The sequence below is a fragment of the Streptomyces sp. NPDC005423 genome, assembly GCF_040606415.1.
Taxonomy (GTDB): domain Bacteria; phylum Actinomycetota; class Actinomycetes; order Streptomycetales; family Streptomycetaceae; genus Streptomyces.
The window spans coordinates 122,535-139,322 of sequence record NZ_JBEXET010000013.1; the positions used below are offsets into that span (position 1 = coordinate 122,535).

At 72.8% G+C, this 16,788-nt stretch carries 18 protein-coding genes; 9 read left to right on the forward strand and 9 right to left on the reverse strand.

The features are described 5' to 3' along the window. Position 1 precedes the first annotated feature (1 nt). Genes ABZT12_RS16760 through ABZT12_RS16770 form a run of 3 tightly spaced genes read right to left on the reverse strand, consistent with a single transcriptional unit; the run spans position 2 to position 1,640 of the window. A complete protein-coding gene (locus tag ABZT12_RS16760; protein ID WP_356384007.1) occupies positions 2-424 on the reverse strand; it encodes an ATP-binding protein in 423 nt (140 codons plus the stop codon). Next, a complete protein-coding gene (locus ABZT12_RS16765) occupies positions 421-792 on the reverse strand; it encodes an STAS domain-containing protein (RefSeq protein WP_356384009.1) in 372 nt (123 codons plus the stop codon). Before ABZT12_RS16765 ends, ABZT12_RS16760 begins: the two co-directional genes overlap by 4 nt. Beyond that, positions 789-1,640: an STAS domain-containing protein gene (locus ABZT12_RS16770; protein ID WP_356384012.1), complete on the reverse strand. Its 852-nt coding sequence runs from the start codon at positions 1,638-1,640 to the stop codon at positions 789-791. Before ABZT12_RS16770 ends, ABZT12_RS16765 begins: the two co-directional genes overlap by 4 nt. Before the next feature lie 261 nt (positions 1,641-1,901). Between ABZT12_RS16770 and ABZT12_RS16775 the strand changes: the two genes are divergently transcribed. Further along, positions 1,902-2,318 (forward strand): ATP-binding protein, encoded by a 417-nt coding sequence (locus tag ABZT12_RS16775; RefSeq protein WP_356384145.1) that lies wholly within the window; start codon positions 1,902-1,904, stop codon positions 2,316-2,318. A 25-nt stretch (positions 2,319-2,343) separates the two neighbouring features. Here the strand turns inward: ABZT12_RS16775 and ABZT12_RS16780 are convergent, their stop codons facing one another. The 3 genes from ABZT12_RS16780 to ABZT12_RS16790 form a co-directional block, all read right to left on the reverse strand. Further along, positions 2,344-3,204 carry an RNA polymerase sigma factor SigF gene (locus tag ABZT12_RS16780; protein WP_356384148.1) on the reverse strand — a complete coding sequence of 287 codons (861 nt, stop codon included), beginning with the start codon at positions 3,202-3,204 and terminating at the stop codon, positions 2,344-2,346. A gap of 282 nt (positions 3,205-3,486) precedes the next feature. After that, entirely contained in the window at positions 3,487-3,852 is a 366-nt protein-coding gene (locus tag ABZT12_RS16785) for an STAS domain-containing protein (RefSeq protein WP_356384015.1), read from the reverse strand. Beyond that, entirely contained in the window at positions 3,849-5,105 is a 1,257-nt protein-coding gene (locus ABZT12_RS16790; protein WP_356384018.1) for a SpoIIE family protein phosphatase, read from the reverse strand. Before ABZT12_RS16790 ends, ABZT12_RS16785 begins: the two co-directional genes overlap by 4 nt. A 380-nt stretch (positions 5,106-5,485) precedes the next feature. Here ABZT12_RS16790 and ABZT12_RS16795 point away from each other — a divergent pair, with 380 nt between their 5' ends. The 7 genes from ABZT12_RS16795 to ABZT12_RS16825 all read left to right on the forward strand — a co-directional run bounded on the left by ABZT12_RS16795 (position 5,486) and on the right by ABZT12_RS16825 (position 13,505). After that, complete coding sequence (locus ABZT12_RS16795) at positions 5,486-5,641, forward strand: DUF6131 family protein (protein ID WP_356384021.1); 156 nt, start codon at positions 5,486-5,488, stop codon at positions 5,639-5,641. A 786-nt stretch (positions 5,642-6,427) separates the two neighbouring features. Beyond that, entirely contained in the window at positions 6,428-7,621 is a 1,194-nt protein-coding gene (locus ABZT12_RS16800) for an AI-2E family transporter (RefSeq protein WP_356384024.1), read from the forward strand. 70 nt (positions 7,622-7,691) lie between these two features. Beyond that, positions 7,692-8,525, forward strand: coding sequence for a M55 family metallopeptidase (locus ABZT12_RS16805; protein WP_356384026.1), 834 nt, complete (start codon positions 7,692-7,694; stop codon positions 8,523-8,525). Further along, a complete protein-coding gene (locus tag ABZT12_RS16810) occupies positions 8,518-9,822 on the forward strand; it encodes a M20/M25/M40 family metallo-hydrolase (RefSeq protein WP_356384029.1) in 1,305 nt (434 codons plus the stop codon). Before ABZT12_RS16805 ends, ABZT12_RS16810 begins: the two co-directional genes overlap by 8 nt. Positions 9,823-9,839: 17 nt before the next feature. Next, positions 9,840-11,819 (forward strand): prolyl oligopeptidase family serine peptidase, encoded by a 1,980-nt coding sequence (locus ABZT12_RS16815; RefSeq protein ID WP_356384150.1) that lies wholly within the window; start codon positions 9,840-9,842, stop codon positions 11,817-11,819. Then, on the forward strand, positions 11,816-12,748 hold the full coding sequence (locus ABZT12_RS16820) for an LD-carboxypeptidase (RefSeq protein ID WP_356384032.1): 933 nt from the start codon (positions 11,816-11,818) through the stop codon (positions 12,746-12,748). The genes ABZT12_RS16815 and ABZT12_RS16820 overlap by 4 nt, the downstream gene beginning before the upstream one ends. 205 nt (positions 12,749-12,953) lie before the next feature. Continuing rightward, complete coding sequence (locus tag ABZT12_RS16825; RefSeq protein ID WP_356384035.1) at positions 12,954-13,505, forward strand: GNAT family protein; 552 nt, start codon at positions 12,954-12,956, stop codon at positions 13,503-13,505. Here ABZT12_RS16825 and ABZT12_RS16830 read toward each other — a convergent pair. Further along, positions 13,477-13,824 (reverse strand): DUF6204 family protein, encoded by a 348-nt coding sequence (locus ABZT12_RS16830; RefSeq protein ID WP_356384038.1) that lies wholly within the window; start codon positions 13,822-13,824, stop codon positions 13,477-13,479. The two genes, ABZT12_RS16825 and ABZT12_RS16830, sit on opposite strands and share 29 nt — an antisense overlap. Positions 13,825-14,177: 353 nt before the next feature. Between ABZT12_RS16830 and ABZT12_RS16835 the strand changes: the two genes are divergently transcribed. Continuing rightward, a complete protein-coding gene (locus ABZT12_RS16835; protein WP_356384041.1) occupies positions 14,178-15,380 on the forward strand; it encodes a M48 family metallopeptidase in 1,203 nt (400 codons plus the stop codon). Positions 15,381-15,410: 30 nt separating this feature from the next. On the opposite strand, the gene ABZT12_RS16840 is transcribed toward ABZT12_RS16835, so the two are convergent. Together ABZT12_RS16840 and ABZT12_RS16845 are read right to left on the reverse strand one after the other, a co-directional pair. Then, positions 15,411-15,758 carry a VOC family protein gene (locus ABZT12_RS16840; RefSeq protein WP_356384044.1) on the reverse strand — a complete coding sequence of 116 codons (348 nt, stop codon included), beginning with the start codon at positions 15,756-15,758 and terminating at the stop codon, positions 15,411-15,413. A 105-nt stretch (positions 15,759-15,863) separates the two neighbouring features. After that, a complete protein-coding gene (locus ABZT12_RS16845; protein ID WP_356384047.1) occupies positions 15,864-16,685 on the reverse strand; it encodes a methyltransferase domain-containing protein in 822 nt (273 codons plus the stop codon). Positions 16,686-16,788 lie beyond the last annotated feature (103 nt).

The following is a 16,788-nucleotide window of genomic DNA, read 5'->3' on the forward strand; positions in this document are numbered from 1 at the left end:
TTCACCGGGCCCACTTGACGATGGTCACCGTCGTGCCCTCGCCGGGCGCGGTCCGCAGGTCGAAGTCGTCCACCAGCCGGCGGGCACCGCTCAGGCCGAGGCCCAGGCCGCCGCCGGAGGTCCAGCCGTCCGTCATGGCCTGCCCGACGTCGGGGATGCCCGGGCCCTGGTCCGCGAAGACGGCGGCGACGCCCTGTCGGCCCGCCCTGCTCGCCGTACCGGCCCGGACCACGCCTCCGCCGCCGTACGTCAGGGTGTTGCGGGCGAGTTCACTGGCCGCGGTGATGATCTTCGTCTGGTCGACCAGGGACAGCCCGCACCGCTGGGCCAGGGCGCGGATGGCCTGGCGTACGTGGACGAGGTCGCTGCTGCGGTCGACGGGATGGACCTGGGGTTCCTCTCCGGCGGTCCAGGGCACTGTCACCGCGGGGCCGAACCGGGGGACCGGCTCAGCTTCGCCAACCCCTTCTGGAGGTCGAGGGCGGTGCTCACGCCGCCGAGGGAGAGGCCGAGCTCGACCAGGGTGATCGCCACGGCCGGGCGCATCCCCACGACCACGGTCCGGGCGTCGAGCATGCGGGAGATGGCCGCCATCGTCGCCAGCATCCGTCCCACGAACGAGTCGACGATCTCCAGGGCGCTGATGTCGATGACGACACCGGTCGCGGACCTCGCCACGATCTGCTCGGCCAGATCCTCCTGGAGGTTGAGTACCGTCTGGTCCTCCAGATCGGACTGGACGGACACCAGCAGGATGTCGCCGATCCGCAGGACCGGAATGCGCTCGCTCATCGCGGGCCGCCGCCGTACGGGACCAGATCCACGCCGGACCGGTGCAGGGCCAGCTTGAGGGCGTCGGCCAGACTGGCCTTGGTCACGATGTCGCCGAACTCGATGCCCAGCGCCACGATGGTCTGGGCGATCTGCGGGCTGATGCCGGAGACGGTGCACTCGGCGCCCATCAACCGGGCGGCGACGATGGTCTTGAGCAGGTGCTGGGCCACCTGGGTGTCCACCGCGGGCACCCCCGTGATGTCGATGATCGCCTGCTCCGACCCGGTGTCCACCAGGGCCTGGAGCAGCTTCTCCATCACCACCTGGGTCCGCGCCGAGTCCAGGGTGCCCACCAGCGGTACGGCGATCACCCCGTCCCACAGCCGCACGACCGGCGTGGACAGCTCCAGCAGCTGCTCCGCCTGGGCGGTGATCAGCTCCTCGCGGGTCCGCGTGTAGGTCTCGATCGTGAACAGCCCGAGCCCGTCCAGGATGCGGGCGAGGCGGAGGAAGGCGCGGATCTCGTCGGCGGAGCCGTTCTCCAGCACCGGCTCCAGGACCCGCTTCAACGCGAAGACGCTGATGGCGGTCTCCGTCGGCGAGAACCCCTGACGGGCCCGGTTCCGCGACAACTCGGTCAGCAGGGCGCGCACTTCGGACATCTGCTCCGAGTGCACGTCGAGCGCGCCCTGCCCCAGGGCCTGCATCAGGGCTTCGTACAACTCCCGCAGCTCACGGTCGAGTTCGGCGGTGACCACCCGGCCGCCCAGCGACCCCGACACCTCGCTGACCCAAGAAGCGGCAAGGTCCCGGTCACTGCTCGACAGCAGTCCCACCAGATCCGCGGTGTTGTCTCGCCTCGCCATGCAATGGCTCCTTCGGTATTCGCATATATGTACCCATGCCGGTTGACGCAGCCTACGGCACCTGTATGGGTTCAGCTTTTCGGCACTGAGCGGATGGCGGCTCCGTGTGAGGGGGAGCCGTGTTCGGATGGTCGGACCGATTGCGTGAGCGGTACATGAGCCGCGCGGCGCGGGGTAAACGCCAGCCGACGAGGGGAACGAAGGTGAACGAGCGTGGAGCCTGCCGACAGTGACGGCGCACCGGGACCCGGCGCTCAGACCCTGGCCACTGCCGTCCGGCTGGGCGACGGCGACGCGTGCATCGCCGAGGCGCGTCATGTCGCGGTGGACTTCCTCGGCCGGCTGCGGGCGGAGCATCACGTGAGTGTCTCCGCGCGTGCGATGGAACTGACCCAGCTGGTCGTCAGCGAGCTGGTGACCAATGCCCGCAAGTACGCTCCGGGGCCGCTGTGGATGGAACTCGCCGTCGCGGACGGGGCGGTGGAGGTGGAGGTGACCGTGCGGGACAGTGCGCGGGAGCGGCCCGCCGCCCGCTCGGTGGACCCGGGACGGGTCGGGCAGCACGGTCTGGAGATCGTGATGGCGGTGACGCGGGGGTTCCGGGTCCTGCTGGAGCCCTCGGGTAAGCGCGTCACCGCCCGGATCGCCCTCTCGGACGGTCCGGCGAACGCGCGTTGAGGCGCGGGGATCCACCCCGTTCACCTCACTTGGGCAGGAGGCCCTCACGGAGTTGGGTGAGGATGCGGGAGAGCAGGCGGGAGACGTGCATCTGGGAGACGTTGAGTGCCTGGCCGATCTGCGCCTGGGTCATCTCCTGCCCGAACCGCATCTCGACGATCGCCCGCTGGCGGTGGTCGAGGCGCTGGAGCAGGGGGGCCAGGGTGTGCAGGTCCTCGAAGAGTTCCAGGGCGGGGTCGGTGTCGCCCATCAGGTCGGTGTAGGTGGGCGTGGTGTCGGTCTCGTCGTCGGAGGCGGGGGTGTCGAGGGAGCCGGCGGTGTAGCCGTTGGCCGCGACGAGCCCCTCGACGGTCTCCTCCTCGGTGAGGTCGAGGTGCTGGGCGAGTTCCTGGGTGGTGGGGGCGCGGCCGAGCGTGTTGGTGAGGGCCTCCTTGCCGTGCGCGAGGGTCACGCGACGCTCCTGGAGGCGCCGGGGGACGTGGACGGCCCACGTGGTGTCGCGGAAGAAGCGCTTGATCTCGCCGGTGATGTAGGGGATCGCGAAAGAGGTGAACTCGACCTCGCGCGTCAGGTCGAAGCGGTCGATCGCCTTGATGAGGCCGATCGTGCCGACCTGGATGATGTCGTCCATGTCGCCGTTGCCGCGGTTGCGGAAGCGGCGGGCGGCGAAGTGGACCAGCGAGAGGTTCATCTCGATGAGGGTGTTGCGGGCGTACTGGTACTCCGGGGTGCCCTCCTCCAGGGTGGAGAGGCGGTCCAGGAAGTGCCGGGACAGTACGCGGGCGTCCTTGGGGGCGACCTTGGCGGTGTCCTCGATCCACGGCAGGTCATCCGTGGAGAGGGGTGTTTCCGTGGCGGCGGCGGTGGTGGTGGCGCGGGCTTGCACGGAAGAAGTCACGGTGTCGCTTTCACTGGGGAACAGGACTAGTTCCTCCTGCCCCCGTTCACCGGAAGCATGTCCCCCCTCACCCGAGCAAGTCCACTGTGCCCGGAGCGGGTTCCCCTGCGTCCCGAGCCTGTCCGCTCTGCCGGGAGCAGGTCCCCCGCGTCCTGAGCAGGTCCCCCGCGTCCCGAGCGGGTCCCCTGCTCCTGCACCTCCGCAGCACGTCCCCTACGCCCGGACCGGTCCCGTCCGTCGGCCTGCACCCCGGCCTGGACACCGCCCGGATCAGGGCTTGGCGGGCGGTGTCCAGGCCGCCACGGCCGCCTCGGCGGTCGGATGGGTGGGGAAGATCTGCTCCAGACCGACGATCCGGAAGATCCGGCTCACCCGGTCGGGGACCGCGGAGAGCACGATGGACGCCTCGGCCTCCAGCGCCCGGTTGCGGGCGGCGATGAGAACGGTGATGCCGCTGGAGTCGCAGAAGGTCAGCCCGGCGAGATCGACGACGAGCTGCCCGCCCGGAGCGATGACGAGACCGGGCAGCACCGCGCGGACCCGCGGCGCGCTGTCGTGGTCCAGGTCCCCGGCCAGCTCGATGACCGGACCGCCAGGGGTGGTGCGGGTGCGGAGGGTCAGTTCGTTGTGGTTCACGTCTGCTCTTCACGGGTGGGTCGGGGCACGCTGAGGGCGAGGACGGCGGTGTCGTCGTCCACCCCGGTGCCGAAGGTGTCGAGCAGGTCCTGGACCGCCGTCACGGCGGAGCGCGCGGAGGTGGGGGCCAGCGCCCGGGCGAACTCCAGCAGGGCTTCGTCGCCGTACCGGTCGCCGGGGCCCGCCGAGTGGGCCTCGGTGAGACCGTCGGTGTGCAGGAGCAGGGTGTCGCCGGGCCCGAGGCGGAGGCCGGTGGTGGCGATGTCGGCGTCGCGCAGGATGCCGATGAGCTGGCCGCCGGGGGTGGGGAGATAGTCGGCGCGGCCGTCGGCCCGCAGCAGCAGCGCCGGCGGATGACCGCCGCTGGCCAGGGTGACCCGGAAGCCGCCCTCGTCCCCGTCCGGGGTGAGCAGACCGAAGATGACGGTGCAGAACCGCGGGTCGGAGCCGTGGTACTCGTGGTTGAGGACGGTGTTGAGGTTGGCGAGCACGGCCGCCGGGTCGGGCTGGTAGACGGCGGCGGCACGCAGGGTGTAGCGGGCCAGCGAGGTGACGGCCGCCGCCGCCGCGCCCTTGCCGCACACGTCGCCCAGGAAGAAACCCCAGGTGCCCGCGGTGAGCGGGAACAGGTCGTAGAAGTCGCCGCCGACCTCGTCGACGGAGGCGATGTGGTAGTGCGCGGCGACGTCCAGTCCGGGCACGTTGGCCAGAACGGGAGGCAGCAGCGTGTTCTGCAGCGTGGTGTTCAGCCGTTGCAGCCGCTCCCGTTCGCGTTCGGACTCCTGGCGGGCGCGCAGCAGTTCCGTCTCGTAGGCGCGGCGGTCGCGGGCGTCGAAGACGGTGGTGCGGATCAGCAGGGGTTCGCCGTCCTCGCCCTTGCGGACGACGGAGGTCACCAGGACCGGCAGCCGGCTGCCGTCGGCGGCCTGGAGTTCCAGCGCGATACCGCTTATCTCGCCCTGCATGCGCAGCAGAGGCGCGAAATGGGTCTCGTGGTAGAGACGGCCGCCCACGGTGAGGAGGTCCGCGAACGTCCGCCGCCCCACCAGCTCCTCGCGGTCGCGGCCGAGCCAGTTCAGCAGGGTGGCGTTGATCTTGGCGATCCGGCCGTCGAGGAGCGTCGAGAGATAGCCGCACGGCGCGTGCTCGTACAGGTCCTCCGCGCTGTCCTCCAGCAGGGCCGAGAACGCCGCCCGGTCCTGCCCCGGATCCGCCCCGGAAGCCCTGGTCTCCTCGCCGTCCGTGCCGCACATCACCGTGCGCTCCCGGCAGGGGCGGTGAGCACGGCGGCGGTCAGCGCCGGCGCGGCGAACGGAGCCGGCGGCCCCCACGCCCGGGGCTCCCGCGCCGTGTCCGGCCGCCTCGTCACCGCGCTCACGGAGCGCCCCACGGCCCGGCGGGCCGGCCGGTGACCGGCACAGGGTTCCTGCCGCGCACGTCCATGCGGTTCGTCCTCACTTTCCCGGAGCCGGACTCTCCCGGAGCCGGACAGTCGGCCCCGTTCCGTCCGCTGTCCCGGACGCGGGCTCCCGAAACGGGGAACCCGGGACGGAGATGTCCGTTTCTGTTGTGCTGTCGGAGGAATGGGTGAACTCTGAGATGAGGGGGCCGCCGCCCCATCATCGGAGACGCCATGATCATCCTCGGCCTTGTGCTCCTCATCGTCGGTCTTGTCACCGGAATCGGCATTCTGTGGACCATCGGAATCGTCCTGCTCGCCATCGGCGTCGTGCTGATGATCCTGGGCGCGGTGGGTCACGCGGTAGGAGGCCGACGGCACTACTGGTGACGGCGGGACCGGCACCCGGACGGCTCTCCGAGCGCGCCCGGCGACGCGCTCGGAGAGCGGCCCGCGAGCCGCGCGGCTACCCGGCGACGACGGCGGGGACAGCGAGCCGCTGCCCCCGTCCCGCCACGCCCCGCTGACCGGCCGGAGGCCGCACGACCACTCGCCCCGAAGCCCGACCGACGGCACGCACGAGCGCCGGGCTTGCGGCGGCCTTCCGCGTACGTGGACGAGGGCGGCCTCCCGCGTACGCAGGAGCCGGGCGGTCTCCGTACGAGGACCGCAGCGGCCTTTCGCGTACGAGGACCGGGGCGGCCTTCCGGCGTACGAGGACCGGACCCGCCGCTCGCGTACGAGAACCGCAGCGGCCGTGCGCGTACGAGAACCGCGCCGCCTCCCGACCACGAGAACCGCGCCGCCTCCCGACCACGAGAGCCGCGCCGGCCTCCCGTGTACGAGAACCGCGCCCTCCTCCCGACCACGGAAACCGCGCCGGCCTCCGCGCACGATGAGCCGGGGCCGCCTCCCCCGGGCAATGAGCCGGGCAGCCCGCCGCACACCAGGACCGCCGCGCCCGGTGTCATGCCCCAGACACCGGGTACCCGCAGCTGACGGAGAACCGACGACACCCTGACGGGGGCGCGACCGGAGCCCGGCCGCGGCACGCCCCTCCCCGCCCGGGGTGAGTCCGCGGCCGGCCGCCTGTCCCCCCTCGCGTCGGCGGCCTCTCCTCGAACGGACCGTGATGACGGACGTGTTGGTGTCGGTGTCGGTGTGAGAGGTGTCGTGATGTCTGAGAAGGCCGAGCCGGAGTCCGCTCTGGGGGAGTACGGACCCGGGGAAGGGACGGGCGCGCACGGCGCCGGTCCCGGCCCGGCGGACGGCGTACGGACACCGGGCGCCCCACCCCAGGAGTCACCGCCCCAGGAACCGCCGCGCCGGGCTCCCGGTGAGGGGCGCAGACGGTCCTGGACGCGGGTGGGGTTCTCGCTGGGGCTGGGGGCGACCGTCGCGTGGCTCGCGGTCCAGACCGTCCTGCGGGTCAGTTCGATGCTGACCCTGCTGCTGCTCTCCGCGTTCATCGCGATCGGTCTGGAGCCGGTCGTCGGCTGGTTCACCCGCCGAGGCCTGCGGCGCGGCTGGGCCGTGGCGATCGTGCTGACCGGGTTCGTCCTGCTGCTCGGCGGTTTCCTGGCGCTCGTCATCCCGCCGGTGGCGAAGGAGATCACCGCGCTGATCGACGCGGTGCCCGGCTGGCTCCAGCAGCTCCACGACCACCAGTCGGCGATCGGCCGCCTGGAGGACCGCTACCACGTGGTCGAGAAGGCCAAGCAGCAGATCGGTTCGGGGGGCGCGGCGACCGGGGTGGCCGGCGGTGTCCTCGGCGCCGGCCAGCTGGTCCTGTCCACCCTCACCTCCACCGCGATCGTGATCACGGTGACCCTCTACTGCATGGCGGCGCTGCCGGTCATCAAGCAGTTCTGCTACCGCTTCGTGGCCGCCAGCCGCCGTGAGCGCGTCGAGGGCGTGGCGGAGGAGATCATGAGCCGGATCGGCAAGTTCATGCTCGGCAACCTCATCACCTCGGCGATCGCCGGAGCGGCGACCTTCGGCTGGTGCGTGGCGACGGGTGTGCCCTACGCCGCCGCACTGGGCATCTTCACGGCCCTGATGGACCTGATCCCGATCGTCGGCTCCACGCTGGCCGGCATCGTCGTCAGCCTCGTCGCCCTCTCCGTCTCACTCCCCATCGCGATCGCGACCGCGCTCTTCTACATCTTCTTCCGGGTCGCCGAGGACTACCTCATCGTGCCGCGGGCCATGAAGTTCGCCGTCGACGTCCATCCGCTGGTCACCATCCTCGCGGTGCTGGTCGGCGGGGCGCTCCTAGGCATCATCGGCGCCCTCGTCGCCATCCCGGCGGCCGTCGCCGTCGGCCTCCTCCTCGACGAGTACGTCTTCCCCAAGAAGCAAGGGAGTTGACGCCCGCCCCGCCTGCGGCTCCGCACCTCTTCGTGGCGGGTTCCGCCGCCGGTGCGTAACGTGACGCACCATGAAGATCCTCATCAGCGCCGACATGGAAGGCGCCACCGGCGTCACCTGGCCCGCCGACGTGCTGCCGGGGACACCGCAGTGGGAGCGGTGCCGGGCGATGTTCACCTCCGACGTGAACGCCGCCGTGCTCGGCTTCTACGACGGCGGCGCCGACGAGGTACTCGTCAACGAGGCCCACTGGACCATGCGCAACCTCCTGCTGGAGCGGCTCGACGAGCGCGCCGAGCTGCTCACCGGCCGGCACAAGGCGCTCTCGATGGTGGAGGGCGTCCAGCACGGCGACGTGGACGGGATCGCCTTCGTCGGCTACCACGCGGGCGCCGGCATGGAGGGCGTCCTGGCCCACACCTATCTCGCGAACTCGATCACGGGGGTGTGGGTGAACGACGTCCGCGCCAGCGAGGGGCTGCTGAACGCGCGGGTCGTCGCCGAGTACGGCGTACCCGTCGTCCTGGTCACCGGCGACGACGTGGCCTGCGAGGACGCCCTCGGGTACGCGCCCGGGGCGCTGAAGGTCGCGGTCAAGGACCATGTGTCGCGGTACGCGGCGGTGTGCCGTACGCCGGCCAGGACCGCCGCCGACATCCGGGCCGCGGCGAAGGAGGCCGCCGCCCTGGCGGTCCGTCACCAACCGCTCAGCGAGGGGCCGTTCACCGTGCGGCTGGAGTTCGACGCCGAGCACCTGTCGATGGCCGCCACCGTCGTGCCGGGCGTGGAGCGCACCGGCGAGCGGAGGGTGGCGTACACCAGCGCCACGATGTACGAGGGGATCCGCACGTTCAAGGCGGTCACGACGATCGTGTCGGCCGCGGTGGAGGAGCAGTATGGCTGACGAACAGGCCCTGGACGAGGTCGTGACCTTCACCTCCGACCTCATCCGGCTCGACACGACCAACCGGGGCGGCGGCGACTGCCGGGAGCGCCCCGCCGCCGAGTACGCGGCCGAACGGCTGGCCGGAGCGGGCCTGGAACCCGAGCTCCTGGAGCGCACCGAGGGCCGTACCAACGTCGTCGCCCGCGTCCACGGCACCGACCCGTCGGCCGGCGCGCTCCTCGTCCACGGTCACCTCGACGTGGTGCCGGCCCGGGCCGAGGAGTGGAGCGTGCACCCCTTCTCCGGCGAGATCCGCGACGGGGTCGTGTGGGGCCGCGGCGCGGTCGACATGAAGAACATGGACGCGATGATCCTCGCCGTCGTGCGCTCCTGGGCCCGCGCGGGCGTACGGCCCCGGCGCGATGTGGTGATCGCCTTCACCGCCGACGAGGAGGACAGCGCCGTGGACGGCGCCGGCTTCCTCGCCGACCGGCACGCGGCCCTCTTCGAGGGCTGCACCGAAGGCGTCGGCGAGTCCGGGGCGTTCACCTTCCACGACGGCTCCGGCCGGCAGCTCTACCCCATCGCCGCCGGTGAACGCGGCACCGGCTGGCTGAAGTTGACCGCGCGCGGCCGGGCCGGTCACGGCTCCAAGGTCAACCACCAGAACGCGGTCACCCACCTCGCCGCCGCGATCACCCGCATCGGCGACCACGCATGGCCGCCACGGCTCACCCCCACCGTCCGCGCCGCCCTCACCGAACTCGCCGCCCTGTACGGCATCGAGCCCGACCTCGACGACGTCGACGGACTGCTGCGCAAGCTCGGCCCGGCGGCCGCACTGGTCGAGCCCACCGTCCGCAACAGCGCCAACCCGACCATGCTGCAAGCCGGTTACAAGGTCAACGTCATTCCCGGCGAGGCCGTCGCGTACGTCGACGGACGCTTCCTGCCCGGCGGCGAGGACGAGTTCCGGGCCACCCTCGACCGGCTCACCGGACCCGACGTGGAGTGGGAGTTCCACCACCGCGAGACGGCCCTCCAGGCACCCGTCGACTCGCCGCTCTACGCCCACATGCGGGCCGCCGTCGAGGAGTTCGCACCCGAAGGGCATGTGGTGCCGTACTGCATGTCCGGCGGCACGGACGCCAAACAGTTCTCCCGCCTCGGCATCACCGGCTACGGCTTCGGGCCCCTGAAGCTTCCCGAGGGCTTCGACTACCAGGCCCTCTTCCACGGGGTCGACGAACGGGTCCCGGTCGAGGCGTTGCACTTCGGCGTGCGCGTCCTGGACCGTTTCCTGCGGACGGCCTAGACGACATGGGGGACGGCATGCGGTTCCTGGCCCACGGTTCCTGGCCCTCACCGGTCGACGCGGCCCTCGCCGCCGCGCACGACGGACACCCCGAGTACGTCGGCTTCGTCGGCGACGAGGTGTGGTGGACCGCGCCCCGGCCCGCCGAGGGCGGCCGGCGCACTCTGGTGCGGCGGCGCGCCGACGGCACCGAGGAGTCGGTGCTGCCCCCGCCGTGGAACGTACGCAGCCGCGTCATCGAGTACGGCGGCCGGCCGTGGACCGGAGCGGTCCAGGACGACCGACCAGCCGGCGCCGCGGGCGCTCCGACCACGCTGACCGTCTTCGTGAACTTCGCCGACCAGCGTCTCTACCGCTACCTGCCCGGCACCGAGCCGTACCCGCTCACCCCCCTCTCCCCGGTGGGCGGCGGACTGCGCTGGGCGGAGCCGCAGTTGCTCCTCGACCGGGGTGAAGTCTGGTGCGTACTGGAGGAGTTCACCGGCGAGGGACCCTCCGACGTGCGCCGGGTCCTGGCCGCCGTACCGCTGGACGGCTCCGCCGCGGACGACCGGGGCGCCGTACGCGAACTCACCGACGAGGCACACCGGTTCGTGACCGGACCCCGCCTCTCGCCCGACGGCCGGCAGGCGGCGTGGCTCGCCTGGGACCACCCCCGGATGCCGTGGGACGGCACGGAACTCGTCCTCGCCGAGGTGGCCGACGACGGCACCTTCCGCGCCGCCCGGACCGTCGCCGGCGGACCCGAGGAGTCGATCGCCCAGGTCGACTGGGCCTTCGACGGTTCCCTGCTGTACGCCGCCGACCGCACCGGCTGGTGGAACCTCTACCGGGACCACGAGCCGCTCTGCCCCCGCGAGGAGGAGTTCGGCGGGGCGCTGTGGAAGCTCGGACACCGCTGGTTCGCCCCCCTGGAGAACGGCCTCATCGCCGTCGTGCACGGCCGGGGCACCACCGCCCTCGGCATACTCGACCCCGAGACCGGCGAGGTCGTCGACGCGGCCGGCCCGTGGACCGAGTTCACCCCCACGCTCGCGGTGCACGGCGACCGGATCGCCGCCGTCGGCGCCGGCCCGCGCAGCGCCCACGAGGTCGTCGAACTCGACACCCGCACCGGCCGCGCCCGGGTGATCGGCGCCGCCCACCAGGACCCCGTCGACCCCGCCTACTACCCCGAGCCGCAGCTCCGCACCTTCACCGGTCCGGCCGGCCGGGACATCCACGCCCACGTCTACCCGCCGCACCACCCCGGCTGCGTGGGACCCAGCGGTGAACTGCCGCCCTACGTCATCTGGGCGCACGGCGGCCCCACCAGCCGGGCGCCCCTCGTACTCGACCTGGAGATCGCCTACTTCACCTCGCGCGGCATCGGCGTCGCCGAGGTCAACTACGGCGGCTCGACCGGACACGGCCGCGCCTACCGCGACCGGCTGCGCGAGCAGTGGGGCGTCGTCGACGTCGAGGACTGCGCGGCCGTCGCGCTCACCCTCGCCGACGAGGGCACCGCGGACCGCGGCCGGCTCGCCGTCCGGGGCGGCAGCGCGGGCGGCTGGACCACCGCCGCGTCCCTCACCGCCACCGACGTCTACGCCTGCGGCACGATCCTCTACCCCATCCTCGATCTGGCCGGCTGGGGCACGGGCGAGACCCACGACTTCGAGTCGCGGTACCCGGAGACCCTGGTCGGACCCCTCGCCGACGTGCCCGCCCGGTACGCCGAGCGCTCGCCCACCGAACACGCCGACCGCGTCACCGCGCCCTTCCTCCTCCTCCAGGGCCTGGACGACGTGATCTGCCCGCCCGTCCAGTGCGAGCGGTTCCTGGAGCGGATGCGGGGCCGAGGCGTGCCGCACGCCTACCTCACCTTCGCCGGCGAGGGGCACGGCTTCCGCCGCGCCGACACCACGATCCGCGCCCTGGAAGCCGAACTCTCCCTGTACGCCCAGGTGTTCGGCCTCAACCCGCCCGGCGTCCCGCGATTGGAGCTCACCCGGTGAAGGAACTCCTGCGGCCCTCCCGGCTCGCCCCCGGCGCCCGGGTGGCCGTCGTCGCGCCCAGCGGTCCCGTCGTCGAGGAGCGGCTCCAGGCCGGCCTCGACCTGCTGCGCGACTGGCACCTCGACGCCGTCCCGGCACCCCATGTGCTGGACCGGCACCGGGAGTTGGGCTACCTGGCGGGCAGCGACGAGGCCCGCGCCGCCGATCTCCAGAGCGCCTGGTGCGACCCGTCCGTGGACGCCGTGCTCTGCGCCCGCGGCGGCTACGGCGCACAGCGCATGACCGACCTGCTCGACTGGGAGGCGATGCGCGCCGCCGGGCCCAAGGTCTTCGTCGGCTTCAGCGACGTCACCACCCTGCACGAGGCGTTCGCCGCCCGCCTGGGGCTGGTCACCCTCTACGGGCCGGCCGCGGCGGGAGTCGACCTCCTCAAGAACACCCGCACCCAACAACACCTGCGGGCAACCCTGTTCGAGCCGGAGTCCGTACGGACCGTCACGGCCGACCCGCCCCGGAGCGCCCCGCTGGTACCCGGACGGGCCCGGGGCGTCACCCTCGGCGGCTGCCTCTGCCTGCTCGCCTCCGGCCTCGGCACCCCGCACACACTGCCCGGTGCCCGGGGCGGGCTGCTGATGCTGGAGGACGTCGGCGAACAGCCGTACCGCCTCGACCGGATGCTCACCCAACTCCTGCGCTCCGGATGGCTCGACGGAGTGGCGGGGATCGCCCTCGGATCATGGGACGACTGCGGTCCCTACGAGCGGGTGCGCGCGGTGCTCGCCGACCGGCTCGGCGGGCTCGGGGTGCCCGTCGTCGAGGAGTTCGGGTTCGGGCACCGCGCGGGCGCGCTGACGGTGCCGCTCGGGGTGGCGGCCGCACTCGACGCCGACGCGGGCACGTTGACCCTCGACGAACCCGCGCTGCGCTGAGCCGCTGACGATCGCGCCGCTGCCGCCCGAGTGCCCGTCAGGTCACGCGACGGCGCACGGAGACGGGCCGACGTCGCCGGCAGGCCGCCGCTCCCTCTGCGGTGGTGTGCGGCAGTCCGGCGCTCCGGGAGCGGGCTGTCCTCCGAGGGGTCGGAGATGAACCAGGCACCGGACCGGCCACCCCCCGCCCGCGTACGCTGGCGGGATGCCTGACACCGCATCCCGCCACCTCGCCGAGGGCCCCCGCGTGGCCATACGCCACTTCACCCAGCAGGACGGCGCCGAGTTCACCGCGCGGGCCCGGGAGAGCAAGGACCTGCACCATCCCTGGCTCTTCCCGCCGACCGGCGCCGACGCGTACACGGCGTACGCCGCACGGCTCATCGAGGACCGGACCAAGGCCGGATTCCTCGTCTGCGAGCGGGACGGCGGGGGCATCGCCGGGTTCATCAACATCAACAACATCGTCGAGGGCGGCTTCCTGTGCGGCGCCCTCGGCTACGGCGCCTTCGCCCACGCGGCCGGTCGCGGACTGATGCGCGAAGGCCTGGACCTCGTGGTGGGGCACGCCTTCGGGCCGATGCAGCTGCACCGGCTGGAGATCAACGTCCAGCCCGGCAACGCCGCCTCGATCGCCCTCGCCCGCGCCTGCGGCTTCCGCATGGAGGGCTTCTCCCCGGCGATGATCTACGTCGACGGGGCGTGGCGCGACCACCAGCGGTGGGCGATCACCGCCGAGACGCGGACTTCCGGTTGACCTTCATCGTGTCCAGGTCGGTGACCGTCGATCGCAGGTCCCGGAAGCCGTAGCCGAGGGAGGCCAGCGCGGTCTCGGCGCGGTCCTCCGCGATCGCCGCGGCCATCTCCTCCCCGTCCACCGCCTCCGAGACGACCACGTACCGCCACGAGAAGTGCTTCAGGGGCGACGGCTCGTAACTCAGCGAGCCGTCCTCCGTGAACCGCATGCTCAGCATCCCGTGCCCGGCCGCCTCCGCCAGCAGCCGCTCACGGGCCCCGTCCGTCAGCCCGTCCCACGTCCCCCGGACGATCACCCGATAGGTGTGCCGCTCGCTCATCCGCCGTCCCCACTCCTCGTCCCTGCCCGCCGACCGCCCGACTCTACGGCGGTCAGCCGCCACCGGCACGCGGATTTTCCCGCCCCCTCCGCGCGGGGCCCCGCTCCCGCCTTTGCGCAATCCTGACCGGCAGCGCCCCTGGTCACCTCACCGCCCGCCGGGTTCCATGGTGATCGTGACGACGACCCGTCACGACGTCAGCACGGGACCCCGTACGCCGTGGAACGTACCGCGGTCGGTACCGCCCCGGGTGAACCGGACACGCACCCCGGTTCGTTGTCGAAGGCGAGCGGTACAGGAGGGGGGACACGGTGGCCGAACACGGCTTGAACTGTCCGCGGTGCGGGGCCGCGATGCCCGACGACGAGGGCTACCCGGCCTGGTGCGACGCCTGCGACTGGAATGTCGCACCCGGGCTGTTCCCGCACCACACCGACGGACCCGACACCACCTGGGCCGAACTGGCGCCCGCCACCGGGACGGAGACCGGGACGGCCGTCTTCGAGGAACTGGTACGGACCGGCACCGAGGCCCGCCGGGCCCGCCTCAGCCCCACCCGCCTCGCCTCCTACGGACTGGCACTGCTGGTGCACGGCCTCTCGCCCGCCGTCCTCGCGGCCGGCCTCGCACTCCTCGCCCGGAACTGGCCGCACCCCCGCGCGGCCGCCACCGGCGCGGCACTCGCCCTCCTCTCACCCCTGCTGCGCCCCCGCCACCCCCGGCTCACCACGACCATGCCCCGGCTGCGCCGCCCGGACGCGCCCCGCCTGTTCCGGCTGCTCGACGCCGTCGCCGGCGAACTCGGCACCCGCGGCGTCGACGAGATCGTCCTCGACCCGTTCTTCAACGCGGCCGTCACCTCCTACGGGGTACGCCGGCGCGTGCTCCACCTGGGCCTGGGCCTCTGGTACGTGCTCACACCCCAGCAACGGGTGGCCCTCTTCGGACACGAGCTGGGACACTTCGCCAACGGCGACACCCGGCACGGCCTCACCGTCGGCACCGCCCTGCACACCCTGCGGACCTGGGCGCACCTGCTGCGCCCCGAGCGGCGCCGGCACCGCGCCGCCGGACTGCCACTCGTGCTGCCGCACCGCGTGGTCCAGTGGGCGCTCGGACTGCTCAACCGGCTCTCCCTGCACGGCTTTCCGCGCCGCGAGTACCTCGCCGACGACCTGGCGGCCCGGGTCGCCTCCACCGAGGCGGCGCTCGGCCTCGCGGAGATGCTGCTGCACGCGCAGAACGTGGAGGAGGAACTGGGCCGGCTGGCCACGGACGAGGAGGCGCCCGGGGACGAACGCCTGTGGTCCTGCCTCGCCGAGTACGCCGCCGCCGTACCGCCGCGCGAGCACCAACGGCTGCGCCGGGTCAGTGAGTTGACCTGGCAGCACCTCGACACCACGCACCCGCCCACCCATCTGCGGATGGCGCTGCTGGGCCGGCGCGGGCCGAGCGCGTCCCGCGTGGTGTGCGACGCGCGCACCGCACGCGCCGTGGAGCGCGAACTGCGGCCCGCCGCACGGCGGTTGGCCGGTACGGTCGTCCGCGTCAGGTGACCTGAGCCGACGCCGACGGAGCGCGCCGGCTCAGGAGCGCCGGTCCACGTACTCGTACACCGAGCCGTCCGGATGCCGGGCGATCAGGTTGCGGCCGGCCGGCGTGGCCAGCGGGCCCGCGAGAACGCGGGCGCCGAGACCGGAGAGGACGGTGCGGGCCTCGTCCACGTCCTTGACGGCGATCGTCGCCGCGACCTTGCGCAGCACCTCCAGCTCGGCCTCGGGCCCGCTCATCAGCAGGAAGAAGCCGACGGCGGCCACGGACACCCCGCCCCGCTCGAAGCGGAGCGCGGTGGCCCCCACCAGCCGTTCGTAGAAGGGGATCGCGGTCTCCAGGTCATCGACGCAGACGCGCAGCGTGGCTCCCAGAATCTCCATGGGACGAGCCTAGTGCGGGCGGCCCCGCGGAGGTGATCCTTCCGGAGGATCGCCCGGCCGCCGCGCATCCCCGCAGACCCGCCCGCGTAGTCGCGCGAGGGGTCCTCACGCCTCCTTGCGGCAGAGGATCTCCCCGTGCAGGACCGCGAACCAGCCGTCCTCCCGGGCACCCCACTCCCGCCAGGCGTCCGCCACGGCCGCCAGCTCCGCCTCCGTCGCGTGCTCGCCCGCCGTGGCGCGCTCCGCGTACGCCGACGCGACGGTGCGGTCCGCCCACAGACCGCTCCACCAGGCCCGCTCGTCGGCCGTCGCGTAGGTCCAGGTGCTCGACGTCGCCGTGACCTCCGTCAGCCCCGCCCGGCGCGCCCACGACAACAGCCGCCGGCCGGCGTCCGGTTCGCCCCCGTTGGCCCGCGCCACCCGCTGGTACAGGTCCAGCCAGTCGTCCAGTCCGGCCACCGGCGGGTACCAGGTCATCGCCGCGTAGTCCGACTCGCGGACGGCGATGAACCCGCCCGGCCTGGTGACCCGGCGCATCTCCCGCAGCGCCTGCACCGGGTCGCCCACGTGCTGGAGCACCTGGTGGGCGTGGACGACGCAGAACGTGTCGTCCGGATAGTCCAGCGCGTGCACGTCGGCGACCGCGAAGTCGACGTTGGACAGGCCGCGTTCGGCGGCGGTGGCACGGGCCCGGTCCAGGATGCCGGGCGCGTGGTCGACACCGGTGACATGGCCGTCCGGCACCAGCGCCGCCAGGTCGGCGGTGATGGTGCCCGGCCCGCAGCCGATGTCCAGGATCTTCATGTGGGGCTTGAGCGAACCGAGCAGGTACGCCGCGGAGTTGGCGGCGGTCCGCCAGGTGTGCGAGCGCAGCACGGACTCGTGGTGCCCGTGTGTGTAGACGGCGGTCTCCCGCTGCTTCGGCATGGCGCTACCCCTTCGCGATCAACGTCGGACCCTCGGCCCATCGGCTCGCCCAGGCAGGGCCTGCGACCCCCCTCGGACGGCACCACTTCACCGTACGCGCGCC